The sequence below is a fragment of the Arthrobacter sp. sptzw32 genome (assembly GCF_059089735.1).
Window position 1 is genome coordinate 93,806 of the sequence record NZ_JBNHEZ010000001.1, and the last position, 23,212, is coordinate 117,017.

Annotated in this window: 23 protein-coding genes and 1 tRNA gene; 14 read left to right on the forward strand and 10 right to left on the reverse strand. The window is 64.6% G+C overall.

The features are described 5' to 3' along the window. The first annotated feature begins 4 nt into the window (after positions 1 to 4). Entirely contained in the window at positions 5 to 1,435 is a 1,431-nt protein-coding gene (locus AC5RVN_RS00420; protein ID WP_494136756.1) for a gamma-aminobutyraldehyde dehydrogenase, read from the forward strand. Between the two features lie 46 nt (positions 1,436 to 1,481). Beyond that, on the forward strand, positions 1,482 to 2,852 hold the full coding sequence (gabT, locus tag AC5RVN_RS00425) for a 4-aminobutyrate--2-oxoglutarate transaminase (RefSeq protein ID WP_494105179.1): 1,371 nt from the start codon (positions 1,482 to 1,484) through the stop codon (positions 2,850 to 2,852). A gap of 100 nt (positions 2,853 to 2,952) precedes the next feature. Here the strand turns inward: gabT and AC5RVN_RS00430 are convergent, their stop codons facing one another. Together AC5RVN_RS00430 and rarD are read right to left on the reverse strand one after the other, a co-directional pair. Then, positions 2,953 to 4,194, reverse strand: a complete 1,242-nt coding sequence (locus tag AC5RVN_RS00430) for an NAD(P)/FAD-dependent oxidoreductase (RefSeq protein WP_494136757.1) — start codon at positions 4,192 to 4,194, stop codon at positions 2,953 to 2,955. Positions 4,195 to 4,236: 42 nt separating this feature from the next. Next, positions 4,237 to 5,286, reverse strand: a complete 1,050-nt coding sequence (rarD, locus tag AC5RVN_RS00435) for an EamA family transporter RarD (protein ID WP_494136758.1) — start codon at positions 5,284 to 5,286, stop codon at positions 4,237 to 4,239. 83 nt (positions 5,287 to 5,369) lie between these two features. On the opposite strand from rarD, the gene AC5RVN_RS00440 reads away from it, so the two are divergent. The 7 genes from AC5RVN_RS00440 (at position 5,370) to AC5RVN_RS00470 (ending at position 13,678) form a co-directional block, all read left to right on the forward strand. Then, on the forward strand, positions 5,370 to 6,368 hold the full coding sequence (locus AC5RVN_RS00440) for a DNA topoisomerase IB (protein WP_494041718.1): 999 nt from the start codon (positions 5,370 to 5,372) through the stop codon (positions 6,366 to 6,368). Positions 6,369 to 6,472: 104 nt separating this feature from the next. Then, positions 6,473 to 7,906 (forward strand): FAD-dependent oxidoreductase, encoded by a 1,434-nt coding sequence (locus AC5RVN_RS00445; RefSeq protein WP_494136759.1) that lies wholly within the window; start codon positions 6,473 to 6,475, stop codon positions 7,904 to 7,906. A gap of 157 nt (positions 7,907 to 8,063) precedes the next feature. Beyond that, complete coding sequence (locus AC5RVN_RS00450) at positions 8,064 to 9,404, forward strand: GAF domain-containing protein (RefSeq protein ID WP_494041720.1); 1,341 nt, start codon at positions 8,064 to 8,066, stop codon at positions 9,402 to 9,404. 90 nt (positions 9,405 to 9,494) lie between these two features. Next, entirely contained in the window at positions 9,495 to 11,018 is a 1,524-nt protein-coding gene (gene exaC / locus AC5RVN_RS00455; RefSeq protein ID WP_494041721.1) for an acetaldehyde dehydrogenase ExaC, read from the forward strand. Between the two features lie 3 nt (positions 11,019 to 11,021). After that, positions 11,022 to 11,432, forward strand: coding sequence for a DUF779 domain-containing protein (locus tag AC5RVN_RS00460; protein WP_494041722.1), 411 nt, complete (start codon positions 11,022 to 11,024; stop codon positions 11,430 to 11,432). A gap of 174 nt (positions 11,433 to 11,606) precedes the next feature. After that, complete coding sequence (locus AC5RVN_RS00465; protein WP_494105175.1) at positions 11,607 to 13,154, forward strand: amino acid permease; 1,548 nt, start codon at positions 11,607 to 11,609, stop codon at positions 13,152 to 13,154. 164 nt (positions 13,155 to 13,318) lie between these two features. After that, the gene (locus AC5RVN_RS00470) at positions 13,319 to 13,678 is read left to right on the forward strand and encodes a nuclear transport factor 2 family protein (protein ID WP_494041754.1); all 360 of its coding nucleotides are present in this window, start codon (positions 13,319 to 13,321) and stop codon (positions 13,676 to 13,678) included. A 4-nt stretch (positions 13,679 to 13,682) separates the two neighbouring features. Here the strand turns inward: AC5RVN_RS00470 and AC5RVN_RS00475 are convergent, their stop codons facing one another. From AC5RVN_RS00475 to AC5RVN_RS00490, 4 genes are all read right to left on the reverse strand, one after another. Further along, positions 13,683 to 14,318, reverse strand: coding sequence for a DUF2461 domain-containing protein (locus AC5RVN_RS00475; protein WP_494136760.1), 636 nt, complete (start codon positions 14,316 to 14,318; stop codon positions 13,683 to 13,685). A gap of 147 nt (positions 14,319 to 14,465) precedes the next feature. Continuing rightward, positions 14,466 to 15,962, reverse strand: a complete 1,497-nt coding sequence (locus AC5RVN_RS00480; RefSeq protein WP_494041725.1) for a catalase — start codon at positions 15,960 to 15,962, stop codon at positions 14,466 to 14,468. Between the two features lie 7 nt (positions 15,963 to 15,969). Then, the gene (locus AC5RVN_RS00485) at positions 15,970 to 16,455 is read right to left on the reverse strand and encodes a Fur family transcriptional regulator (protein ID WP_494041726.1); all 486 of its coding nucleotides are present in this window, start codon (positions 16,453 to 16,455) and stop codon (positions 15,970 to 15,972) included. A 152-nt stretch (positions 16,456 to 16,607) separates the two neighbouring features. Then, complete coding sequence (locus tag AC5RVN_RS00490; RefSeq protein ID WP_050054209.1) at positions 16,608 to 17,099, reverse strand: YajQ family cyclic di-GMP-binding protein; 492 nt, start codon at positions 17,097 to 17,099, stop codon at positions 16,608 to 16,610. A gap of 184 nt (positions 17,100 to 17,283) precedes the next feature. Here AC5RVN_RS00490 and AC5RVN_RS00495 point away from each other — a divergent pair, with 184 nt between their 5' ends. From AC5RVN_RS00495 to AC5RVN_RS00505, 3 genes are all read left to right on the forward strand, one after another. Next, positions 17,284 to 17,538 carry a hypothetical protein gene (locus tag AC5RVN_RS00495; RefSeq protein ID WP_494041727.1) on the forward strand — a complete coding sequence of 85 codons (255 nt, stop codon included), beginning with the start codon at positions 17,284 to 17,286 and terminating at the stop codon, positions 17,536 to 17,538. Between the two features lie 188 nt (positions 17,539 to 17,726). Continuing rightward, a tRNA-Tyr gene (locus tag AC5RVN_RS00500) sits at positions 17,727 to 17,808 on the forward strand. A gap of 185 nt (positions 17,809 to 17,993) precedes the next feature. Continuing rightward, on the forward strand, positions 17,994 to 18,425 hold the full coding sequence (locus AC5RVN_RS00505; RefSeq protein ID WP_494041728.1) for a CBS domain-containing protein: 432 nt from the start codon (positions 17,994 to 17,996) through the stop codon (positions 18,423 to 18,425). A gap of 161 nt (positions 18,426 to 18,586) precedes the next feature. Here the strand turns inward: AC5RVN_RS00505 and AC5RVN_RS00510 are convergent, their stop codons facing one another. Then, the gene (locus tag AC5RVN_RS00510) at positions 18,587 to 19,465 is read right to left on the reverse strand and encodes a LysM peptidoglycan-binding domain-containing protein (RefSeq protein WP_494136761.1); all 879 of its coding nucleotides are present in this window, start codon (positions 19,463 to 19,465) and stop codon (positions 18,587 to 18,589) included. Positions 19,466 to 19,817: 352 nt separating this feature from the next. Beyond that, positions 19,818 to 20,549, reverse strand: coding sequence for a potassium channel family protein (locus AC5RVN_RS00515; protein WP_494105170.1), 732 nt, complete (start codon positions 20,547 to 20,549; stop codon positions 19,818 to 19,820). Between the two features lie 79 nt (positions 20,550 to 20,628). On the opposite strand from AC5RVN_RS00515, the gene AC5RVN_RS00520 reads away from it, so the two are divergent. Beyond that, on the forward strand, positions 20,629 to 21,174 hold the full coding sequence (locus tag AC5RVN_RS00520; RefSeq protein WP_494136762.1) for an acyl-CoA thioesterase: 546 nt from the start codon (positions 20,629 to 20,631) through the stop codon (positions 21,172 to 21,174). A 128-nt stretch (positions 21,175 to 21,302) separates the two neighbouring features. Beyond that, on the forward strand, positions 21,303 to 21,716 hold the full coding sequence (locus AC5RVN_RS00525) for a thioredoxin family protein (protein ID WP_494136763.1): 414 nt from the start codon (positions 21,303 to 21,305) through the stop codon (positions 21,714 to 21,716). 74 nt (positions 21,717 to 21,790) lie between these two features. Here the strand turns inward: AC5RVN_RS00525 and AC5RVN_RS00530 are convergent, their stop codons facing one another. Together AC5RVN_RS00530 and AC5RVN_RS00535 are read right to left on the reverse strand one after the other, a co-directional pair. Then, the gene (locus tag AC5RVN_RS00530; RefSeq protein WP_163161755.1) at positions 21,791 to 22,069 is read right to left on the reverse strand and encodes a putative quinol monooxygenase; all 279 of its coding nucleotides are present in this window, start codon (positions 22,067 to 22,069) and stop codon (positions 21,791 to 21,793) included. A gap of 115 nt (positions 22,070 to 22,184) precedes the next feature. Next, positions 22,185 to 23,168 carry a DNA-3-methyladenine glycosylase family protein gene (locus tag AC5RVN_RS00535; RefSeq protein WP_494136764.1) on the reverse strand — a complete coding sequence of 328 codons (984 nt, stop codon included), beginning with the start codon at positions 23,166 to 23,168 and terminating at the stop codon, positions 22,185 to 22,187. Positions 23,169 to 23,212 lie beyond the last annotated feature (44 nt).

Here is a 23,212-nt window from a genome sequence, read left to right on the forward strand (position 1 = left end):
CACCGTGGTCCAGACCTTGCAGAACTTCATCAACGGGACGTTCGTTACGCCTGCCGGAACCGGCACGCTGGACATCGTCAACCCCACCAACGGTGACGTTGTGGCGCGCGCGCCCATCTCCGTGCAGGAAGACGTTGACGCGGCCATGGCAGCCGCCAAGGAAGCCTTCAAGACCTGGAAGCACGTCACCCCGGGACAGCGGCAACTGATGCTGCTTAAGCTCGCGGACGCCATCGAGGCCAACAGCGAAGAATTGGTGGAGGCGCAGCACCGCAACACCGGGCAGGTCCGTTCCCTGATCGCTTCGGAGGAAATCGCGGCCGGCGCTGACCAGTTGCGCTTCTTCGCAGGGGCCGCACGCATCCTTGAAGGGAAGTCCGCCGGCGAGTACTTCGAGGGCCACACCTCCTATGTGCGCCGCGAGCCTATCGGCGTGGTGGCACAGGTTGCTCCCTGGAACTACCCGTTCCTGATGGCCATCTGGAAGATCGGCCCCGCGCTCGCGGCCGGCAACACCGTGGTGCTGAAGCCCTCGGACACCACCCCCGAATCCACCCTGGTCCTGGCCCGCCTTGCCGGTGACATCCTTCCCGCCGGCGTGCTCAACGTGGTGCTCGGCACAGGCAAGACCGGAGCCATGATGGTGGACCACAAGGTCCCGGGGCTCGTTTCCATCACCGGCTCCGTGCGTGCCGGCATTGCCGTCGCCTCCGGTGCTGCCAAGAGCCTCAAGCGCGCGCACCTGGAGCTCGGCGGCAAGGCTCCTGCCATCGTTTTCAAGGACGCGGACATCAAGAAGAGCGCCGCGGCGATCGCCGAGTTCGCCTTCTTCAACGCAGGCCAGGACTGCACCGCCATCACCCGGGTCCTGGTGGAGGATTCCGTGCACGACGACGTCGTGGCCGCCATGGTGGAGCACACCCGAACCCTGCGCACCGGTTCGCAGAACGACGAAGACAACTACTTTGGCCCCTTGAACAACGTGAACCACTTCAACCAGGTCACCTCGGTGGTGGAGAACCTGCCCGCGCACTGCCGGATCGAAACCGGCGGACACCGTGCAGGGGAGAAGGGCTTTTTCTTCGAACCGACCATCATCACCGGCGCCAGGCAGTCGGACAACATCGTCCAGCAGGAAACCTTCGGGCCCGTTATCACCGTGCAGAAGTTCAGCACGGAGGCAGAAGCCGTGGAGCTGGCCAACGACGTCGACTACGCCCTCGCCTCCAGCGTGTGGACGTCCAACCACGGCACCGCGATGCGCTTGAGCCGCGACCTGGACTTCGGCGCCGTCTGGATCAACACCCACATCCTGCTTACCGCCGAAATGCCCCACGGCGGCTTCAAACAGTCCGGCTACGGCAAGGACCTCTCCATGTACGGCGTCGAAGACTACACGCGCATCAAGCACGTCATGAGCGCACTTGATGCATAACCCACTCTCCTAGTCCTACCGGCGCCCTAACTAAGAAAGAAACCCCATGACCACCACCGCATCAGACATCACCTTCCGCCTTGAGCAGAAGCGGCGCGTCCAGGCCGACTTCCCGGGCCCCAAGTCCCTCGCCCTGGCCGAGCGGCGCAAGGCCGTGGTTGCAGCCGGCGTTGCCTCCGGGGTCCCCGTCTATGTCGCAGACGCCGACGGCGGCATCATCCACGACGTGGACGGCAACTCCTTCATCGACCTCGGCTCAGGCATCGCCGTGACCAGCGTCGGCGCGTCCGATCCCGCCGTCGTCGGCGCCGTAAAGGAAGCCGTCGAGCACTTCACCCACACCTGCTTCATGGTCACCCCGTACGAAGGCTACGTCGCCGTCGCCGAGCAGCTGAACCGCCTCACCCCGGGCGACCACGAAAAGCGCACGGTCCTCTTCAACTCCGGCGCGGAGGCAGTGGAGAACGCCGTCAAGGTGGCCCGCCTGGCCACCGGCCGTGACGCCGTCGTCGCTTTTGACCACGCCTACCACGGCCGCACCAACCTCACCATGGCGCTGACCGCCAAGGCCATGCCCTACAAGACCAACTTCGGCCCGTTTGCACCCGAGGTCTACCGCATGCCCATGAGCTACCCGTACCGCGAGGAAAACCCGGAGATCACCGGCGCCGAGGCCGCCAGGCGGGCCATCACCATGATCGAGAAGCAGATCGGCGGGGACCAGGTAGCCGCGATCATCATCGAGCCCATCCAGGGCGAGGGCGGGTTCATCGTCCCGGCCGAGGGCTTCCTCCCCGCGCTGGCCGCGTGGGCCAAGGAAAAGGGCATCGTTTTCATCGCCGACGAGGTCCAGTCCGGCTTTTGCCGCACTGGCGAATGGTTCGCCGTCAACCACGAAGGCGTCATCCCGGACATCATGACCCTCGCCAAGGGTATCGCCGGCGGCATGCCGCTGTCCGCCATCACCGGCCGGGCAGACCTGCTCGACGCCGTCCACCCGGGCGGCCTGGGCGGCACCTACGGCGGCAACCCGGTGGCGTGTGCTGCCGCGCTGGCGTCCATCGGCACGATGGAGGAATACGACCTTGCCGGCCGCGCCCGCCACATCGAGGCGGTGGCCACCACCCGCCTGCGTGAGCTGCAGACCGAGCTGGGCGGTGCCGGCTCTGCCGTGATCGGCGACGTCCGCGGCCGCGGCGCCATGCTGGCCATCGAACTGGTCCAGGCCGGCTCCAAGGAACCAAACCCGGAGCTCACCAAGGCTGTTGCCGCCGCCTGCCTCAAGGAAGGCGTCATCATCCTCACCTGCGGCACGTACGGCAACGTTATCCGTCTCCTGCCGCCGCTCGTGATCACCGACGAACTGCTCAACGACGGACTGGACGTCCTTGCAGCAGCGATCAAGGCCAACGCGTAAAGAACGGCGATTAGAGTTAGCGTCCCCTCGCAACGGCGCGAACAAACCCTGGGACCCCGGAACATCAGTTCCGGGGTCCCAGGGCTTTAACACTGAAGTTTCATTTCGGTTCTCCGATAACCACCTGGGCCGGGCTGTGCAGGACGTAACCGTTGAGCCAGGAAAACATGGCGCGGACCTTCTGCTGGAATCCGGACAGGAGGGCAAGGTGGACCAGGAGCCAGGACAGGAAAGCCAGTGAGCCTTGAAGCTGGACTCGCTTGCGGCCCAGTTCAGCGACGGCGGCGCCCCGCCCGATCATGGCCATGTACCCCTTGTCGACGTAGCGGAAAGGCTGCCGGGTACCGCCGTTGAGGTCCGCGTGGATGTTGCGGGCAGCCCATTTACCGGCCTGCTGCGCCACGGACCCGAGCTGCGGGAGCTTCGCGCCGGTGGCATCAGTGATGTTGGCGGCGTCACCGATCACGTACACGCCTTCGGCATCCGGGGCAGTCAGATCCGGGCGGACGTCCACCCGTCCGCCCTTCCCCTGCGGCAGGCCCGAGCCGGAGATCAGGTTCCCGCCCTTCAGCCCGCCGGCCCAAACCACGACGTCCCCGGGGATCTCCGTCCCGTCAGCCAGCGTCACGCCGTCCGCCCGGACCTCAGTGACGCCCACTCCCATGTGGAGCTGAACCCCGATTTTTGTCAGGCGTTTTCGGGTGTATTCCTGGGACTTGCTGGAAAACATGTTGAGCACTGTCGGGACCATGTCCACCAGGTGTACGCGGCACCGGGACGCGAGATCGGGGGAGAAGTATTTGGTCACAACGAATTTGATGTTTTCGGCCAACGCCCCGGCCGTCTCCACGCCGGTGGGGCCGCCGCCCACCACCACCATGTCCACCGCGGTGCCCGGCTCCCGGTCCGCCTGGTCCAGCAGGTGGGTCACGCTGGTACCGAGCCTGCTGGCGTCCGATACCGAATACAGAGGGAAAGCATGCTCCTCGGCACCGGGGGTATCGAAGAAGTTCGGGACGGCGCCGACGGCGAGAACCAGGATTTGGGCCCGGAACGTATTGCCGTCGGCTGTGGTGACGGTGTGGTTCCCGGCATCGACCCCCGTCACCTCTGCAGTCAGGACCCGCACGTTTCGAAGCCGCCGGAAGACTGACCGGATAGGCCGGGCGATTGCTGAGACGCCGATCTGTGACGTTGCCACCTGGTACAGCAGGGGCTGGAACTGGTGGTAGCTGTTTGAGTCGACGAGCAGTACCTGCACGCCTTTGCGGCCGAGTTCCTTCGCTGCTGTCAGGCCGGCGAACCCGGCCCCGACCACGATGACCTGATATGAGTCCTCCATTCGAGCAACCTACTCCAACGGAGGTTCCGGGCAACAGGGGGGTCAGGAGGATTTCAGCGAAGCTTTGCTGCGCCGCCGTGCTGCCGACGCTTTACCGGCGGTCCGCAGCATATCCACGGTGAGGACCAGCAGCGCCACCCAGACCACACCGAACCCGATCCAGCGGTCCAAAGTCATCGCTTCGCGGAAAACCACGAGGGCGAGGATGAACTGGAGCAGGGGTGCGAAGTACTGGAGCAGCCCGATGGTGGTCATGGGCAACCGCCGGGCCGAAGCTCCGAAGAACAGCAGCGGAACGGCGGTAATCACACCTGAGGCCAGCAGGAGCCAGAAATGGCCCGGGCCCTGAGTGGTCAGGGTGGCTGTTCCGGACGCTGCAAGGTAGATCATAGTGACCGCCGCGAACGGGGCCAGCACCATGGTCTCCACGCTGAGGCTGGTGGCGGCGTCCACCTTGGGGCCGACGCGCTTCTTGACGAAGCCGTAAAGGCCGAAGCTGAATGCCAGGGTCAGGGCGATCCACGGCAGCTTGCCGTAGGAGTACGTCAGGACGCCCACTGCAATGATTCCGATGCCCACCGCCGTCCACTGAAGCGGGCGAAGCTTTTCCTTGAGCACGAAGACGCCCAGCAGGACCGAGACCAGCGGGTTGATGAAGTAGCCAAGCGATGCCTCCACCGCCTGGCCGGTGGTCACTCCGTAGGTGTAGGTCAACCAGTTGACGGCGATCAGGAAGGCGGCCAGTGCCAGGGAACCAAACACTGTGCGGTCCCGGAGGGCGCGGGCAAGGTTGGACCAGGAACGGGTAACGGTAATGAGGAGCGCGCAGAAGAGCAGCGACCACACTACGCGGTTCGCCACAATTTCGACGGCGCCCGCCGGCATCAGGACGAAGAAGTAGAGGGGGAGCAGCCCCCACAGCCCGTAAGCTCCGATGCCAAAGAGGATTCCCGCCGTCGTCTCCTTGTCCACTGCCTTGGGCAGCGCCCCCCTGGTGCCTGCCGGCGCCGTTTCGGAGGGCGGCGCTGCTGGAGCGGCTTGGGCAGGGACATGGGAAGTGGAAGATCCATCGGGAGAAGGCACGACATCCATAACATCAGTCCCAGGGCAGGTATTCCGGCAAATAGTCAGTAGGCTTGCTTTATGATATTTGCCGAAGGGCCGGAGGCCGCCTGATGAGGCTCCGGCGAAGCAACGCATCGGGCCGCGGATACCGCCGTGTCCCGGCAGGCAAGGGCTTCAGCTACCGGGACCTCAACGGTTCAACCCTGCCGGCTGGCCCTGTGCGGGACCGGCTGGAGAGCATCGGCATCCCGCCGGCGTGGACGGACGTGTGGATCGCCCCGTTTGAAAACGGCCACATCCAGGCCACAGGGGTGGACGCCGTGGGCCGGCGGCAGTACATCTACCATCCTGAATGGCGGGAACGTAAGGACCGGGTCAAGTTCAACCGTGCCCTGCAGTTGGCTGAGTCGCTCCCTGCCGCCCGCCGGCGGGTCACCATGGACCTCCGCGGCGAAGGTTTTTCCCGCGAACGCGTCCTGGCCGGGGCGTTCAGGATGCTGGACAGCGGTTCGCTGCGGGTCGGATCCGAACGGTATACCAACGAAAACGGCAGCCATGGGCTCGCCACCCTGCTCTGTGCCCACGTCCAGGTGCGGAAGGACCGGATCCTCCTGAGGTTCCCGGGCAAGAGCGGCAAGGACTGGGAATCGGAGATCCGTGACGCTGACCTTGCGGCCCTCCTGCGCCTGCTCAAGCGCCGCGGTCCCAATGCCCGCCTCATGGCATACAAGGAAGGCCGCCACTGGCGTCCTGTCACCAGCGCTGACATCAATGCCTACGTCAAGGAGCGCACCGGATCGGACTTCACCGCCAAGGATTTCCGCACCCTCCGCGGCACCGTGGCCGCTGCCGCCAGCCTGGCCCGGACCGGGGCGCAACGAACGGCGGCGAAACGCAAGAGGGCCATCAGCCGCGCCATGATTGAAGCATCCGAGGTGCTGGGCAACACTCCCTCGATTGCCCGCAAGAGCTATGTGGACCCGCGCGTCCTGGACCATTACCACGAGGGCGAGACCATCGACCCCAAGCGGCCTGACTCTGCCGAAACGGAACTCCGTGCCCTGCTTTACCGTGAAGGCAACGTGGTTCCGTTGGCCCAAAGCGGCTAGGGCCCCTGCGCTGCAGGCAGCAGCGGGCCGCGGAAGCGGCCAATTAGAATAAGTGATTGTGCGCTGCTCCTGCTGCGCAACGTCATCGGTCAGAAGGGTCCCAGGTGTCCAACCACGGCGAAACCACCCCCGCACGTCCCCTCCGCGTAGCAATTGTGGGCGCGGGACCGGCCGGCGTCTACGCTGCGGACATCCTTACCAAGTCAAGGGGAGTGGCGGACGGTGACTTCGAGGTCAGCATCGACCTTTTCGAGGCCTACCCTGCCCCCTACGGGCTGATCCGCTACGGCGTCGCCCCGGACCACCCCCGGATCAAGGGGATCGTCAACGCGCTCCACAAGGTCCTGGACCGCGGCGACATCCGGTTCCTGGGCAACGTAACCTACGGCCGGGACCTCACGCTGCACGATTTCCGCGCCTTCTACGACGCCGTCATCTTCTCCACCGGCGCCATCAAAGACGCGGACCTGAACATCCCGGGCATCGATCTGGCGGGATCGTTCGGCGGGGCCAATTTCGTTTCCTGGTACGACGGCCACCCGGACGTCCCGCGGGAGTGGCCGCTGGAAGCCAAGGAGATCGCCGTCATCGGTAATGGCAACGTGGCCCTGGACGTGGCCCGGATGCTGGTGAAGCACCCCGAGGAACTGCTGACCACCGAAATCCCGGACAACGTCTACCAGGGCCTGAAGGCGTCACCTGTCACGGACGTGCACGTCTTTGGCCGCCGCGGCCCGGCGCAGGTGAAGTTCACGCCACTGGAACTTCGCGAGCTCAGCCACATGCATGACGTGGACATCGTGCTCTACCCCGAAGACTTCGAGTTCGATGAAGCATCCGACGAAGCAATCCGCAGCAACAACCAGATCAAGACCATGGTGAACACCCTCACCAACTGGCTGGTGGAGGAACACGCTGAGTCCGAGCACCCCTCCTCGCGCCGCCTGCACCTGCACTTCCTGCATAACCCCGTTGAGATTTACGACGACGGCGGCTCGGGCAAGGTGGGCGGGATCAAGTTCGAGCGCATGCAGCTGGACGGCACGGGCAACGCCAAGGGAACGGGCGAGTTCATCGACTACCCCGTGCAGGCGGTTTACCGCGCCATCGGCTACCACGGCTCCGCCCTGGACGAGCTGGAGTACGACGCCGAGCGCGGCGTTATCCCCAACGAGGGAGGCCGGGTGCTGGACGCGGAGGGCAAACCCGTGCCGGGGATCTACGCCACCGGCTGGATCAAGCGCGGGCCGGTGGGCCTGATCGGCCACACCAAGGGTGATGCGCTGGAAACCATCGGGTTCCTGCTCGAGGACCGGCTCACCCTGCCTCCCGCCCGGAACCCCGACCCGCGGGCAATCATCGATCTGCTGGAAGAGCGCGGAATCGAATACACCACCTGGGAAGGCTGGAACAAGCTCGACGCCCACGAAGCCGGCCTCGGTGCAGCCTGGACCGGCCCGCAGGGCTCCGACCATGTGGTGCGTGAACGCATCAAGGTGGTGCCGCGCGAGGAGATGATCCGCATCTCCCGCGCATGACCCCCGGAGTTAGGGAAAAGCCGGGTCCTCATCACCCTCCTGGCCCTGGCATCTGACCCAAACTTACTGTTGGGTAAGGGGAGGAGGGCCGCGCTAGAATGGCCACCACCCTTGGCCGGCATTGTGGCGCCGTGCCTGCAGGCAGCACAGGAGTTCGATGAGGAACCTGATTCAGGCGGAGCCGGTGCAGCGCTGTGCCCTTGCGGCCCATGAAAACCTCGACGGCGGCGGCATGTCCGATGCCGCCAGCGGACTCCGCCCCCTCATCCGCGAATCCTGGCAGCGCTCCGCCGGCTTCAACGCAAACCCGGACAACCCTGCTGCACCGCTGGCCATCGACCGGGACGAGCTGGAGGACTACCGCCGGCAGCACCCGTTGGCCGCCATCATGCCGGTCATCAACAAGCTCCTGGTCCAGCCCAGCCACGACAGCGGACTGCTGGTGGCGGTAGGGGATGAGGTGGGCCGGTTGCTCTGGGTTGATGGTGATCCTGCCCTGCAGAGAAGGGCCGAGGGCATGATGTTCGTTCCCGGCGCCGACTGGTCCGAGGCCACCGTTGGCACCAGCGCACCCGGAACCGCCCTCGCCCTGGGCCGCGGCATCCAGATCTCAGGAGCGGAGCACTACCAGCGGGCCGTCCATGCCTGGAGCTGCACGGCCGTCCCCTTCCACGACCCGGATTCCGGCGCACTGCTCGGAGTCGTGGACATTACCGGCACTTCCACTGCGGTGGCACCCCACACGCTGTCCCTCGTGGAGGCAACCGTGGCTGCCGCGCAGGCACAGCTGCGCATTGAACGTCTTCAGCGCGCCTCGGAGCGTGCCGCCATGCCCGCGCGACGGCGTCCGGAGCATGCCGCCTCCCACGCACCGGGGGCCGGTGCCAAGATAAGCAGCCTCTACCGGAACAGCCTGCAGCTGCTGGGCCGCGACCACGCGCTGCTCAGTCTGCGTGGCAGGACCGTTGCACTTTCCGCCCGGCACAGCGAGATCCTCACAATGCTGAGCACCCACTCCGATGGTCTCAGCGCCGGGGAGCTCAACCTCCTGCTCTATCCCGGGGACGGCTCCACCATCACTCTCAGGGCTGAAATGGTGCGCCTGCGGAAGGTCCTTCAGCAACTCGATCCGGACGCTGTTCCGGGTTCCCGGCCTTACCGGCTTCCCCTGGACCTCGTCCCGGACAGCGCCCAGGTGCTGAGCTGCCTGCAGCGCGGCGCCCACCGCATCGCCCTGGAAATTTACCGCGGCGCCGTTCTGCCCCGCTCTGAGGCGCCCGGCATCATCGAGCTGCGGAACAAGGTTTCCTCGCTGCTGCGGGAAGCAGTACTGACGGACGGCAGCGCCGAGTCGCTGCTCCGGTACGCAGCGCTCCCGGAGGCAAGGAACGACGTCGGCATCCGCCGCGCCGCGCTCCGCCTCCTTCCGGCCCGCTCACCCAAGCGCGCCGCCGTCGTCGCGGACCTGGAACGGCTGGAAGCAGAGCTCCACGCCTAAATGGCACTGGATGCAACCTTGCTGCAACCTTCCCGCTCCTACGCTGGCTCCAACGGCGAAAGCCTGGTTTGCACAGCAAAGGAGCTAGCAATGACTGTTTACGCACAGCCCGGTACCGAGGGCTCGAAGGTCACGTTCAAGGACCGCTACGAGAACTGGATCGGCGGGGAATGGGTGGCCCCGGTGAAGGGCCAGTACTTTGAAAACATCACACCGGTAACGGGCAAGGCCTTCTGTGAGGTGGCCCGCGGCACGGCCGAGGACATTGAGCTGGCACTGGATGCAGCGCATAAGGCAGCACCCTCGTGGGGCAAAACCTCTGTGGCCGAGCGTGCGGCGATCCTGAACAAGATCGCGGACAGGATCGACGGCAACCTTGAGATGCTCGCCGTTGCTGAGTCCTGGGACAACGGCAAGCCCATCCGCGAGACCCTCAACGCCGATCTTCCGCTCGCAGCCGACCACTTCCGCTACTTTGCCTCGGCCGTACGCGCCCAGGAGGGCAGGCTGTCCCAGCTCGATGACGACACCACTGCCTACCACTTCCACGAACCGCTCGGGGTCGTAGGGCAGATCATCCCCTGGAACTTCCCGATCCTGATGGCAGTGTGGAAGCTGGCTCCGGCGCTCGCCGCCGGCAACGCCGTGGTGCTCAAGCCCGCCGAGCAGACGCCGTCGTCCATTCTGGTCCTGATGGAGCTCATCGGCGACCTTCTTCCCGCGGGTGTGGTCAACGTGGTCAACGGCTTCGGTGTGGAGGCCGGCAAGCCGCTGGCATCCAGCCCCCGGATCCGCAAGATCGCGTTCACCGGCGAAACCACCACAGGCCGCCTCATCAGCCAGTACGCCAGCCAGAACCTGATTCCTGTCACCCTGGAACTGGGCGGCAAGAGCCCGAACATTTTCTTCAACGACGTCGCCCAGGACAACGATGCGTTTTACGACAAGGCCCAGGAGGGCTTCGCGCTGTTCGCCTTCAACCAGGGCGAGGTGTGCACCTGCCCGTCCCGCGCGCTGGTGCAGGAGGACATCTATGAGTCCTTTATGGCCGACGCGATTGCCCGGGTCGAGAAGATGGTCCAGGGCAACCCGCTGGACACCGACACCCAGGTGGGCGCCCAGGCCTCAAACGACCAGCTCGAAAAGATCCTCTCCTACATCGACATCGGCAAGCAGGAGGGCGCCAAGGTGCTGACCGGCGGCGGCCGGGCAGAACTGCCAGGCGACCTGGCAGGCGGCTACTACGTCCAGCCCACGGTGTTCGAAGGCCATAACAAGATGCGGATTTTCCAGGAGGAGATTTTTGGCCCGGTGGTGGCCGTGACCAAATTCAGCGATTACAACGACGCCATGGGACTGGCCAACGACACCCTCTACGGGCTGGGTGCCGGCGTCTGGTCCCGCAACGGCAATGTTGCCTACCGCGCCGGCCGCGAAATCCAGGCCGGCCGCGTCTGGGTCAACAACTACCACGCCTACCCGGCCGGCGCCGCCTTCGGCGGCTACAAGTCCTCCGGCATCGGACGTGAGAACCACGCGATGATGCTGGACCACTACCAGCAGACCAAGAACCTGCTGGTCAGCTACAACGAAAACAAGCTCGGTTTCTTCTAGGCCATGGCTGCGGAAAGTGTTATCGAAGCCGCGGCGGCGTTGCCCGGGGAGGACTTTTCCCGGGTGGCCCTCGTGCCGGCGGCCGCGGAGCTTCTGCGGAAGCTTTGGCTTCAGCATGGACCGCTGATGTTCCACCAGTCCGGCGGGTGCTGTGACGGTTCCTCGCCCATGTGTTACCCGAAGGGCGACTTCCTGACCGGTGACTCCGACGTCCTCCTGGGCGTGTTCGATGTTTCCACTGGGCCCGAGCCCCAACTCCTGGAGTTTTGGATGTCCCGGGAGCAGTTCAACTACTGGAGCCACACGCATCTGACAGTAGATGTCGTGCCGGGGCGGGGCAGCGGTTTTTCGGTGGAAGCGCCGGAAGGCAAGAGGTTCCTCATCCGGTCGCGGCTGATGGACTGGCCTGCCTGACTATTCGGACTAAAAGCGCTTGAGGCCCTCCCCATGGAGGGTCTTAAGTGCTTTTGGCAGAACATGGTTCGGCAGGAGTGCGTCTCACCATCCGGAACCATTGGGACCGGCCAGTGGATGGACACTATCGTTGATAGGTCTGTTTCCATCAGAAATCAGGATAGTGATCCCCTTATGAACCTCCTCCGGACCAAATCCATCGAGCAGTCCATGGCTGACGCCGATGAGCCCGGACGCAAGCTCAAGCGCTCCCTCAGCACCTGGGACCTCATGATCATGGGCGTCGCCGTTGCCGTCGGCGCCGGTATCTTCTCGGTCGGCGCCAAGGCAGCAGCCAACTTCTCCGGCCCCGCCGTCACGCTGTCCTTCGCGATCGCCGCCATTACCTGCGCCCTTGCCATCATGTGCTACGCCGAATTTGCCACCGCCATTCCCGTGGCAGGCTCGGCGTATGTATTCACTTACGCCACGATGGGCGAACTCCTTGCCTGGATCATTGGCTGGAACCTGATCCTTGAGCTCTTTACCGCGGCCGCCGTCATCGCCAAGTACTGGGGCATCTACCTCAGCAAGGTCTTCGCGCTGATGGGCGCCGACATCCCCGCGGCAGTCTCACTCGGCGGTGTGGACCTTTACTGGGGCGCTTTCCTGATCGTTGCCGTGTTTACGGTGCTGCTGGTGCTGGGCACCAAGCTGTCCGCCCGCGTGGGCAACATCTTCACCCTGATCAAGATCGGTGTGGTCCTCTTCGTCATCGTCGTGGGCTTCACCTACGTGAAGTTTGAAAACTACAGCCCGTTCATCCCGGCAGCCGAGCCCACCGGCGGCACCGGCACCGCCGATGTCCTGAAGCAGTCGTTCTTCGGCTTTCTCACCGGAGCAGCCCCGGCACAGTACGGCACCCTCGGCATCTTCGCCGGCGCTGCCCTGGTGTTCTTCGCCTTTATCGGCTTCGACGTGGTGGCCACCTCTGCTGAGGAAGTCAAGAACCCGCAGAAGACCCTGCCGCGCGGTATCTTCGGCGGCCTCGCCCTGGTGACGCTGCTCTACATCCTGGTTTCCCTGGCGCTGACCGGCATGGTTTCCTACACCCAGCTGGCGGAGGCAGAGAGCCCGACCCTCACCACCGCATTCGAAGCAGTGGGTGACACGTCCGCGGCCAAGGTCATCGCGTTCGGATCCCTGGTAGGCCTGACCACCGTGATCATGGTGCTCCTCATGGGCCTGTCCCGCGTAGTGCTTGCCATGAGCCGTGACGGCCTCCTGCCGCGTGCACTGTCCAGGACCAGCGAGAAGCGTTCAACGCCGGTGCGTCTCCAGATCATCTGCGGCGCCGCTGTTGCGCTGGTAGCAGGCCTGACCAATGTGGACCTGCTGGAGGAAATGATCAACATCGGTACGCTGTCCGCCTTTGTGGTGGTGAGCCTTGGCATCCTCGTGCTGCGCAAGAAGCGCCCGGACCTGAAGCCGGCTTTCCGCGTCCCCTTCGGCAAGGTCCTGCCGATTGTTTCCGCCCTGCTGTGCCTCTACCTGATGACCAACCTGGCCGTGGAGACCTGGATCTTCTTTGCCATCTGGCTGGCTATCGGTTTGGCCATCTACTTCGCCTACGGCCAGCGCCACTCCCGGCTGAACGAGCGGTTCCAGGAAGCGAATACCGCCGTCAATGGTGCTTCCGTTGCTGCCGGCAGGAACGACGAGGACGAACTGACCCGCGCCTGACACCCTCCGAACTGCTTGCCTGAATGCAGAACCGCCCGCTGATCTTTGGACAGCGGGCGGTTTTCGTTTTGCAGAAGCCGGAATTACACGTGCAGCCGGAGAGACTTTGGAGTTCAATGAGTGGACCGAAGGTCGGCCAAGGGGGCACTAAGGGAGTGGGCGGTATGCAGGTGGCGATGGAAGCGGTAGCCAGGGCTTTTTCGAGCCATCGGTTCGAAGATGCCGTGCCCCAGCTGGACAACGACATCATCTGGGAGCTTGTGGGCGGTGAAGCCCTTACCGGAAAGCCCGCCGTTATGGACGTCTGCACATCCCTGGCACGGGATCTCAGGGGCGTCCAGACCACCTTCGACACGTTCAGGGTGATAGAGGCTTCATCGAGTGTGGTGGTGGACAGCGTCGCGAGCTATGTCTCAGGCGATGGCAGCGTCAGCCGGGTGGCGTCCTGCGACATCTATGACTTCGTGGACGGGCGGGTGGTCCGGATCCGTTCCTACAACGTGGAACTGGCCAGCACCATGTGAAAGCTTAGGGCGCGGCGTACCGGCCCACCCATTCCACCAACGGCCGCAGCTCATCCCACAACGCTCCAATTTCCTGCACTGCTTCCGGTGTCTCCAGCCAGGCAGGCTGTCCGAGGTTCACGCTTGCCGCTAGCGACTTTTGCTTGAGCAGCGCGCCCCGGGGATGGTCCCGGGGATACCCGCGCGGTACGGTTTTGAGCCGTTCTCCTTCCACCACAAAACCGGCAGCACTGACGGCATCCACAATGTGCCGGAGTGCTTCGCCCGTTCCTGACGCATCCACAGAGTTCCGGTATCTCGCCAGTTGCGCGGGCGTGTGGGAGTGGTAGCCTCCGCCCGCCAGGAGCCCGTCCGCGCTGATTCGGAGGTAGTAGCCCATCCCTTCCTGACTGGATGCAAAAGCACCCTGTGCAGTTTTGTACGGCGACTTGTCCTGGGAGAAGCGGACGTCCCTGCTGGCCCGGAAAACCCGGCCGGGGCCAAACCGGGGCTCCAGCTCCGCGAGGAGGAGCGTGAGCGGTTCCCGGACCAGCTCCTGGTACCTGTCCTTGTGCTCCAGCCACCACTCGCGGTTGTTGTTGTCCTGAAGCTCTTTGTAGAACTCGAAGGCGCCGGCAGGTATGCCCTGGAAAGTTGTCATGCGTCGATCCTAGGGAGGGCTGCCAGTGGTGGCCACGGCTCGGGCGGCTATGTGGAAAGCACCGGATTTATGGAAAAAAGCCAGAAGACCACCCCGCCACGGAAACCGTGACGGGGTGGTCTTGAAAAAGCTCAACAGGCAGCTGGATCAGCCGATCTTGTTGGCAGCCTCTGCATCGGAGGACGGAGCCGACGCGACAGCAATGGCGCCGAGGTTGGCGCGCAGCTTGGCGCCGAGTTCGGCGTCAACGTTGGTCCAGTACTGGATGGCGCGCTCCTTGATGCCGGGGCTCTTGACGCCGCCCACGGCACCGGTGATGGTCTCCAGGAAGCGGGCCTTGCTGGCTTCGTCGTACACCTCGCGGTACAGCGTGCCGGCCTGGATGAAGTCGCTGTCCTCGGTGTGGAGGGAGTGCGCGGCAAGGGTCAGCTCGCCGTCGTTCTCCCAGCCGCCTGCCGGGTTCTGCGGCTCAACTGCAGCCGGTCCGCCCACCGAGTTGGGGGCGTAAACCGGGACGGACGGGGCGTTGAAGTGGTAACGCCCGGCGCCGTCCTGGCTGTAGTTGTTGACCTGGTTCTTCGGCTGGTTCACCGGGATCTGGGCGTGGTTGGTGCCCACGCGGTAGCGGTGCGCGTCAGCGTAGGAGAAGATGCGGGCCTGCAGCATCTTGTCCGGGGAAGCCGCAATGCCCGGCACGAAGTTCGACGGCGCGAAGGTGGCCTGCTCGATTTGCGCGAAGTAGTTCTCCGGGTTCCGGTTCAGCTCCATGGTGCCCACCTTGATCAGCGGGTAGTCGCCGTGCGGCCACACCTTGGTCAGGTCGAACGGGTTGAAGCGGTAGGTCTTGGCGTCCTCGTACGGCATGACCTGCACGTGCAGGTCCCAGGACGGGAAGTTCCCGGCTTCGATGTTTTCGGACAGGTCGCGGATGTAGAAGTCCGCGTCCGAGCCGGCCAGCTGCTCTGCCTGCTCGCTGCTCATGGAGTTCACGCCCTGGTTGGACTTGAAGTGGTACTTGACCCAGAAACGCTCGCCCTCGGCATTGATCCACTGGTAGGTGTGGGAGCCGTAGCCCTGCATCTCACGCCAGGAGGCGGGCAGGCCGCGGTCGCCCATGAGCCAGGTGACCTGGTGTGCGGATTCGGGGGACAGGGTCCAGAAGTCCCACTGCATGTCGGCGTCGCGCAGGTGGGTACCCGGAAGGCGCTTCTGGGAGTGGATGAAGTCCGGGAACTTGATGCCGTCGCGGATGAAGAACACCGGGGTGTTGTTGCCCACGAGGTCGTAGTTGCCCTCGGTGGTGTAGAACTTCACGGCGAAACCGCGGGGATCACGCCAGGTGTCCGGGGAGCCGTTTTCGCCGGCGACGGAGGAGAAGCGGATCAGCATCTCGGTTTCGGCGCCGGGCTGGAGGAAGGCTGCCTTCGTGTACTTGGACACGTCCTCGGTGGTCTTGAACGTACCGAATGCACCGCCGCCCTTGGCGTGCACTACGCGCTCCGGAACCCGCTCGCGGTTGAACTGGGCGAGCTTTTCCACCAGGTAGTGGTCAGTCAGGATGATCGCACCGTCGGCGCCAGTCGACTTCGAGTGAGCGTCGGACGTTACGGGTGCACCTGACTGGGTTGTTGAAATGGCAGTCATTGTTCTCCTATTTCTGTGTTTCTTGTGACAAACGATTGGAAGGAAGTTGTTGGGACTGCTGGCAGTCCTGGCAGATGCCCTGGTACATGACATCGGCGATCTGGATGGTCATCGGCTTGGCGTTCTCGTCCCAGTGCGGTGTGAGGCAGGGAGCGTGGCCCACTGCGCAGTCAACGTCCTCCACGCGGCCGCAGCTGATGCAGATGGCGTGGTGGTGGTTGTCGCCCACGCGGGTTTCATAGAGCGCGGGTGAGTGCGGGGGTTCGAACCTGCGAAGCATGTGCAGGTCCGTCAGGTCTCCCAGCACCACGTATACGGACTGTGCCGTCAGTTCAGGGAGCTCAGCGCGGGCAGCAGAAAGAATGCTTTCGGCAGGGGAGTGCGGGTGGCGTTCGACGGCGGCGAGGACGGCCAGCCGCTGCTTTGTCACCCTGCGGCCATGGGCGCGCAGGGCGTTGGCCCAGGCCTCGTGGCCGTCGAAGTTCTCCGTCATGACACCATTCAAGCACTTATTATGAACATCTCACAATAAGGCTCAGCTAACCTTCCTCCCGGTGCGCAAAGAGGCCGGCGCAGCCCGTATTCAGGGTGCGCCGGCCTCTTGGTGAAGCGGCTGTACTTTGCGCGTCGGAAACGACAGCGCGGCTAGCTGCGGAAGTTAACGAACTGCAGGTCGGCCTCGTCAAAGTCCTTCAGCAGCGCCATGGTGGCCTGCAGGTCATCGCGGGACTTGGACGTCACACGCAGTTCGTCGCCCTGGATCTGGGACTTCACGGACTTGGGGGCTTCGTCACGGATCAGCTTGTTGATCTTCTTCGCCAGGTCCTGGGCAATACCTTCCTTAATGGAAGCCTCAAGGCGGAACTCCTTGCCGGAGGCGTAGGGCTCCCCGGTGTCCAGCGACTTCAGGGAGATGCCGCGCCGGATCAGCTTCGACTGCAGCACATCCAGTACCGCCAGGACGCGCTCCTCAGAATTGGCCTTCATGAGGATCTTTTCGCCGCTGAAATCCACCTCAGCGCCTACACCCTTGAAGTCGTAGCGCTGGGCCAGTTCCTTTTGTGCCTGGTTAAGGGCGTTGGCCACTTCCTGCTTGTCCACTTTGCTTACGACGTCGAACGTTGACTCGCCTGCCATGACTCTCCTTGCACTGGTGGGAGCCCCGTCGGCGGACGGGGCCGGGTGGGCTGGATTCAAGCGTAATACGGATGCTCCCGCTGGGGGTGCGGTATTCACAGTTCCCTCCCAGCGCACGCCCCGGGGGAACGAAGGGGGCCCGGGCACAGTTGAAAGGGTTGGAAAGCTGCACGAAAGGAACACGATGCACCGCAAGGCCGCGCAATATGTCACACGAACCAGCTCGGCGGCGGCCGGCGCCGTGGCCACCGCAGCAACGTCCGTGGCGGCAGCGGCGGTGGCAGCCTCCATTATCTTCAGCCCTGTGGCGGACGCCGCATCCCGGATGGAGGGTGTCAGAGAGGACCTTCTCCGCGCCGTCCAGCTGAACCAGATCACCGAGGAGCAGGCGGTGAAGTTCGAGGCCCGCCTGGCCGGGCGGATTCTGGGTGAAGCCTGACGCGTCCGGCCACCGCCATACCTCGAGGATGGACCCGCTAAAACCGCGCTTTTTTGGCCGTGGTGCGCCGATTCGATTCTTCGGCGGAAGTTCTGTAAAGTTGTCTTGCCCGCGGTTACTGGAAGCGGAACGGCCCGGAAACGGACGTTTCACGGACTGCAGCCGGGGGTGATCTTCTTTTGAAGTTCGGCAGATTACCCGAGCGGCCAAAGGGGGCTGACTGTAAATCAGCTGGCAACGCCTACGGGGGTTCGAATCCCTCATCTGCCACCCAAGGAAAAGCCTCCGGAACCCCAGGTTCCGGAGGCTTTTTCGTGTCCCGCAAAGAGTCTGCATCCACGCCTTTACAACCAGCCGACCGCCGTCGACACGGGCCATCCCCGGGCGTAGGCTGACAGCATCGGCGCATGCGCCCGATGCCCTGCGTCGATTAGGAAATCGATAAAGGAGGACCAATGAGTGCCGTACGTGAATTCATGACGACGGACGCACAGTGTATTAAGGAAAACCAGACCCTCGCCGACGCCGCCCGCATGATGCTGGATCTGGACTGCGGGTCGTTGCCGATCTGCGGTGATGACGGCAAGCTGAGGGGCATGATCACCGACCGGGACATCGTGCTCAAGTGCGTAGCCGCCGGGCGCGATCCCCGCGAAATGATGGCCCGTGACCTGGCCACTGGCCGGCCCTACTGGGTGGATGCCGACGCGAATGTTGATGCCGCCATCGAAATGATGGAAAAGTACCAGGTCCGGCGGCTTCCGGTTATCGCGGACCACAAGTTGGTGGGCATCATCAGCCAGGGAGACATCGCCCGCAACTACTCCGAACAGCGTGTGGGTGAGCTCGTGGAGCACATCTCGGAGCGCAAACGGATGAACGCCTAGCCCTGCTTCCCTGAGGGAATGTCCCGCAGAACCAACGCCACGGAGTTCGATTCGTGGCGTTACTTTATGTCCATGCATGCGCCCCTGCCGCAGCCCAGACAAGTAACAGCCGCGGAAAGGCCATGACGCCGCCCAGTTTCCAACCGGCTGGTTCACCCCGGCTAGTTCAGTGCGATCAGGAGCATCTGGCTGGTCCCCGGAATGCAGGTCTGCAGGATGGCCCGCGGGAAACCACCGAACACTGCGATGACGTCATTGGTGGTTCCCGGGTTTGGTACCTGGCCCCTCGCGGTTGCTGTGTAGGTTCCGTAGCCCGGGATCTCTACCGTCTCACCCACCCCAATTCCGGAGAAGCGCGCCCAGCCCCCGCAGAAGTCGTGTTCGGTGATGAAAAGCGAGTAGCCGTCGTTCGGGGTGTAGTGGATGGGGCCGATGCAGGCGTCCACCATGGATTGCCCGCCGGCGCCGGCCACGTAAATGGTTCGGATTGCCGGAGCAGCCGGAACCACCGGAACAGGAGCAACGGGTGCTGGCGCCACGGCCGGTGCCGGAGCGCTGGCCACGGCGGCTGCCCCCTCGGGTGTGGCAGGGGCTGGACCGGAAAGAATCAACGTCTGATCTGGCGGCTCAGGGGCTGGCGCGGGGGCGACAGCGGGCGGAACAGGAGGTGACGCCTGCGCTTCCATTGCAGGGGGCACCGCCGCAGGTGCGGCCGCGGGCACGGCCGGCTGCTCCTGCCCGTCGCCGGAAGAGGTCCCGGAGGAATCGCCTTCGGCCGCAGCCTGGCCAGCCGCGTCAACGCGGGCGGCCGGTTCCGGCGTCCCGGCAACGGGGGCAGCCGCCGTCGAGTCCTGCAGCAGTGACGTGGCCGGGGCAGCGAGCGCACCGACTCCCACCGCCGCCACTACGGCGGCAGCGGCCATCCCGGCCCACAGCCTGTTCATGACGGTGGGCGGGGCAGCCGTCACGCCGGAGCGGAAAGCGTTTGTGGCGAAACTGCGTCCTGGTGGTTCGGAGGTTTGAAACTTCGGCTGGTTCATGGGATAGCCCATCGGGGTTCGGTCCAGCCAGGCAGCTGCAGGCGCACGAAGCGAAGGCGGGACGGAGCGCGTGTGATGCGCCGGGGCGGTCCCCTTCCAGGCTGGCCGCCGTCGGCACAAGATGGAGTGTCCGCATACCCAGAAGATACGGAAGCTCCGCGAGGAGGCACTGCCATCCGGAAGCCACCCGGTGAACAGGCCAGCACATGTTCGGTCCTAGGATTCCCGAGTCTAGGAAGTGTGCATCCTGCGGGCACCAGTAGGAATTACCCGAATATCCTTGCCGGGTACTCGGGCGTTCAGCCCCGGATACTCAGTCTGATTCCGCCCACTTACCGGGCATCAGCCTGTGCTAGCGGCTGGGCTGGTCCTTCAGCGCAGCGACTTCCCGGCGAAGCGCAGCCAGTTCCGCCACGAGTTCTGCCAGCTCCGCCCGGACCGGCGCCTCAGCATCGGCCACGGCCTCAGCAGTGTCCTCCACACGCTGGACCAGCCAGGACGCGATGGAGGCCGTCACCACACCCAGGACGGCAATTCCGCTCATCATGAGGGCGGCTGCGACCATCCGCCCAATCGGTGTCACGGGGTACATGTCCCCGTAGCCCACGGTGGTGATGGTGGTCATGGCCCACCACAACGCGTCTCCAAAGGTAGTGATCCTGGCATCCGGGACAGTCTGTTCCACGTCAAGGACGGCGAGTGCGCCCACAAACACCAGCATCGCCGCAGACCCTGCCACATACGTGACCACGCGTCCCCGCAGCGTGTCCCCGAGCGTGCGGTGCAATACGGACAGCAGCGTCACCAGCCGGAGCAGGCGCAGCGGCCGGAAGAACGGCAGCACCACAATAAGCAGTTCATGCAGGTTCCGGAGAAACCAGCTGCCCCGGTCATCCGCCAGCCACAGGTTAACTAAGTAGTCCACGGCAAAGATACCCCAGGTCGCCCACATGACAGCCTCAAGCCAGAAGGCGCTACTGCCTTCGATGCGGCCCAGCACCTGCCATGCATACGCCGCCAGGAAGATGAGCGCCGTCACCGTGAGCGGCCAGTCCGCGAGGTCCCGGTAGCGATGTTGGGTCATGCAGGAAATCCTACGTGGGTCGGGCCGGGCGTCTTCGTGCTTGATCCCGCCCGACATTACCCGTAGGTAACATGATCGAATGCACCTGCTTCTGCGAACCCTCCTGCTGCTCTTCACCTCTTCCCGCCGCCCGCCGCTGACGGTTTGGGACAGTTCCTCGCTTCCGCTCAGGGTGCTGCCCACCGACATCGACATCGCCCTGCACGTCAACAACGGAATGTATCTTTCCCTGCTGGACCTGGGCCGGTTTGACCTGATGGCGCGAAGCGGAGTGTGGAAGCGGATGCGCCGCCGCGGGTGGGGCCCGGTGGTGGCGGCAGAAACCATCGCCTTCCGGAAGTCCCTTCAGCTGTGGCAGCAGTACACCATCGAAACACGCATCATCGGCCTGGACGCCAAGGCCATCTACTTCGAGCAGCGCATGGTAGCCGACGGTGAGATCTACGCCCGTGCCCACATCGCCACCCGCCTGGTCCACAAGGGCAGGCCGGTCAGCCAGGAGGAGATCCTGCGGGAGTTCGGCGGCCCGCCGTCGGACCTGGTGCTTCCGAATTGGGTACACGAGTGGCGCGCTTCCAGCGCACTGCCGGGAAGCCGGAGGCCTGCGCCGCACGTTTGGGGCTAGCCCTCCCGGGCAAGAGCTCCAAGGTTTCCCCGGGTCCGCTGTGCAGGCCAGGTTATTCCCAATGACGCGGGGAGCGAACAAACGGCCGCCGCCGCGACATCCCGGGCGGCCGCGCGTACCGTTGACTCATGGCTACCGTTGACATCACAGGTGAACAGTTCGCGTCAATTATCGAGGGCAATGACATTGTCCTGGTGGACTTCTGGGCAGAATGGTGCGGCCCCTGCAAGCAGTTTGGGCCCACGTACTCCGCCGTCTCCGAGAAGCACCCGGACGTCCTCTTCACGAAGGTGGACACGGAAGCGGAGCAGCAGCTCGCCGCCGAGGCAGGCATTTCCTCAATCCCCACCCTGATGGCTTTCCGCGAGAAGGTGCTGGTGTTCTCACAGCCCGGAGCCCTGAACGCACAGCAGCTGGAACAGGTGGTTGACGCCGTCAAGGCGCTGGACATGGACGAGGTCCATGCCCATGTAGCCCGCCAGCGGGAGGAAGCCGCTGCCGCGGCCGGCCCCCAGGACGGTACGCAGATTCCGGAAGCGTAAACATCCCCCAAAACGTAGAAGCGGCGCCCTCCACGAGGAGGGCGCCGCTTCGCTTTAACCGCGTTTAGAAGAAGTTAGAGGCGTTCCAGCTTGACGGGCTCGGCCAGGAGCGCGCTCAGGGACTCGTTCAGGTCCTGCACCGCGATGCCGTTGGAGTGCTTGGCCAGGTCCTCCTCCGACGCCCACTGTTCGGTGAGGACCAGTTTTTCCTCCGTTGCTTCAGTAAGCTCGTAGCGGATGCAGCCCGGCTCGTTCACCACCTCGTCGATGGCGATTTCCAGAGCCAGCTTCACACGGTAAAACTCGCCGTCATTGGGGATGAACGTTGCCTGCAGGTCAATAGGTGAACTCATGGATTTCACCATACCGGCCCCTGCCCGCGTGCCCTTTACTGTTGACGCAGGCCCGCCGGACTGTTGCGCCACTAATCGATTCTCCTGCCGGTATCAGCCGTTCGTCCTGGCCGGATCAGTGCCGGCGGTGGTCCTGAATGGTCATCCTGGGTCCGAAGGTGGGTTTGCGGAAGCCGCTGCTCTGGATCATCCGCACCACGCGCTGGCGGTGCCCGTGCCACGGGGCGAGGAGGCGGAGCATGCCGGCGTCGTCCGTCCGCCGTCCCGTCAACGCGGCCCCTACATAGGCGGCGAGGTGGTAGTCGCCCACCGAGATGGAGTCAGGGCAGCCGTGGGTGCGCTGCACCACCTCCGCCGCCGTCCAGATGCCGATGCCGGGGATGGTCTGCAACTTCGCCGCCGCTTCCAGCGCAGGCAGCGCTGCCAGCCGTTCAAGCGCGACGGCGGAGCGGAGCGCCCGCATCACGGTCGCAGAGCGCTGCGGCCCTACTCCGGCCCGGTGCCACTCCCAGCTCGGCACCTGCAGCCATTGGGTGGCGGTGGGTGCCAGCAGGAGCCCGGCAGGAGCCAGCGATCCGGCCGTGGGAGCGGGGGAGCCGTATCGGTGTATCAGGTACCGGTAGGCCCGGCGTGCCTCAATTACTGTCACTTTTTGTTCCAGGATGATCGGCACGAGCTGGTCCACCATCCGCCCGGTGGATGGGAGCCGCAGGGCCAGGCTGTGCCGCCGCGCTTCCCGCACCATGCGGGGAAGTGTGGCGTGGAATGACGGCTCGTCAAATCCCTGCCAGTCGTCCTCCGCCCCCAGGAGCCGCGGGACAGACGCCAGGGCTGCGCCGGCGCCCGGACCCCACGCCTGCACGTCCACCCGGTGCTCCAGCCCGGCGCTGCCCGCCCCGCTGAACCTCACGGTGGCCGGGCCCTCTTCCGTGGTGAAGGCATTCCAGATAACGCTGCCCTGGACACTGAAGGATGGATCGCTGTTGCCGCGCAGGAGCGGGCTGAGAGTCCGCGCCAGGTCATAGGGGCCACCCGGATACCACCGGAGCGAGGCGTCCGCCGCGGCCGCCAGCCGCGGGGGTGCCTCTGCGATTGTCATGCAGCAATCGTCCCACGACGGGGTGACAAAACACCCGCAGGGCT

Excerpts from the sequence above, each read along its gene's own strand:
- gabT (WP_494105179.1), top strand. The coding sequence starts at position 1,482 with ATGACCACCACCGCATCAGACATCACCTTCCGCCTTGAGCAGAAGCGG.
- AC5RVN_RS00430 (WP_494136757.1), bottom strand. The coding sequence starts at position 4,194 with ATGGAGGACTCATATCAGGTCATCGTGGTCGGGGCCGGGTTCGCCGGC.
- rarD (WP_494136758.1), bottom strand. The coding sequence starts at position 5,286 with ATGGATGTCGTGCCTTCTCCCGATGGATCTTCCACTTCCCATGTCCCT.
- AC5RVN_RS00440 (WP_494041718.1), top strand. The coding sequence starts at position 5,370 with ATGAGGCTCCGGCGAAGCAACGCATCGGGCCGCGGATACCGCCGTGTC.
- AC5RVN_RS00450 (WP_494041720.1), top strand. The coding sequence starts at position 8,064 with ATGAGGAACCTGATTCAGGCGGAGCCGGTGCAGCGCTGTGCCCTTGCG.
- exaC (WP_494041721.1), top strand. The coding sequence starts at position 9,495 with ATGACTGTTTACGCACAGCCCGGTACCGAGGGCTCGAAGGTCACGTTC.
- AC5RVN_RS00460 (WP_494041722.1), top strand. The coding sequence starts at position 11,022 with ATGGCTGCGGAAAGTGTTATCGAAGCCGCGGCGGCGTTGCCCGGGGAG.
- AC5RVN_RS00465 (WP_494105175.1), top strand. The coding sequence starts at position 11,607 with ATGAACCTCCTCCGGACCAAATCCATCGAGCAGTCCATGGCTGACGCC.
- AC5RVN_RS00470 (WP_494041754.1), top strand. The coding sequence starts at position 13,319 with ATGCAGGTGGCGATGGAAGCGGTAGCCAGGGCTTTTTCGAGCCATCGG.
- AC5RVN_RS00475 (WP_494136760.1), bottom strand. The coding sequence starts at position 14,318 with ATGACAACTTTCCAGGGCATACCTGCCGGCGCCTTCGAGTTCTACAAA.
- AC5RVN_RS00480 (WP_494041725.1), bottom strand. The coding sequence starts at position 15,962 with ATGACTGCCATTTCAACAACCCAGTCAGGTGCACCCGTAACGTCCGAC.
- AC5RVN_RS00485 (WP_494041726.1), bottom strand. The coding sequence starts at position 16,455 with ATGACGGAGAACTTCGACGGCCACGAGGCCTGGGCCAACGCCCTGCGC.
- AC5RVN_RS00490 (WP_050054209.1), bottom strand. The coding sequence starts at position 17,099 with ATGGCAGGCGAGTCAACGTTCGACGTCGTAAGCAAAGTGGACAAGCAG.
- AC5RVN_RS00495 (WP_494041727.1), top strand. The coding sequence starts at position 17,284 with ATGCACCGCAAGGCCGCGCAATATGTCACACGAACCAGCTCGGCGGCG.
- AC5RVN_RS00505 (WP_494041728.1), top strand. The coding sequence starts at position 17,994 with ATGAGTGCCGTACGTGAATTCATGACGACGGACGCACAGTGTATTAAG.
- AC5RVN_RS00510 (WP_494136761.1), bottom strand. The coding sequence starts at position 19,465 with ATGAACCAGCCGAAGTTTCAAACCTCCGAACCACCAGGACGCAGTTTC.
- AC5RVN_RS00515 (WP_494105170.1), bottom strand. The coding sequence starts at position 20,549 with ATGACCCAACATCGCTACCGGGACCTCGCGGACTGGCCGCTCACGGTG.
- AC5RVN_RS00520 (WP_494136762.1), top strand. The coding sequence starts at position 20,629 with ATGCACCTGCTTCTGCGAACCCTCCTGCTGCTCTTCACCTCTTCCCGC.
- AC5RVN_RS00525 (WP_494136763.1), top strand. The coding sequence starts at position 21,303 with ATGGCTACCGTTGACATCACAGGTGAACAGTTCGCGTCAATTATCGAG.
- AC5RVN_RS00530 (WP_163161755.1), bottom strand. The coding sequence starts at position 22,069 with ATGAGTTCACCTATTGACCTGCAGGCAACGTTCATCCCCAATGACGGC.
- AC5RVN_RS00535 (WP_494136764.1), bottom strand. The coding sequence starts at position 23,168 with ATGACAATCGCAGAGGCACCCCCGCGGCTGGCGGCCGCGGCGGACGCC.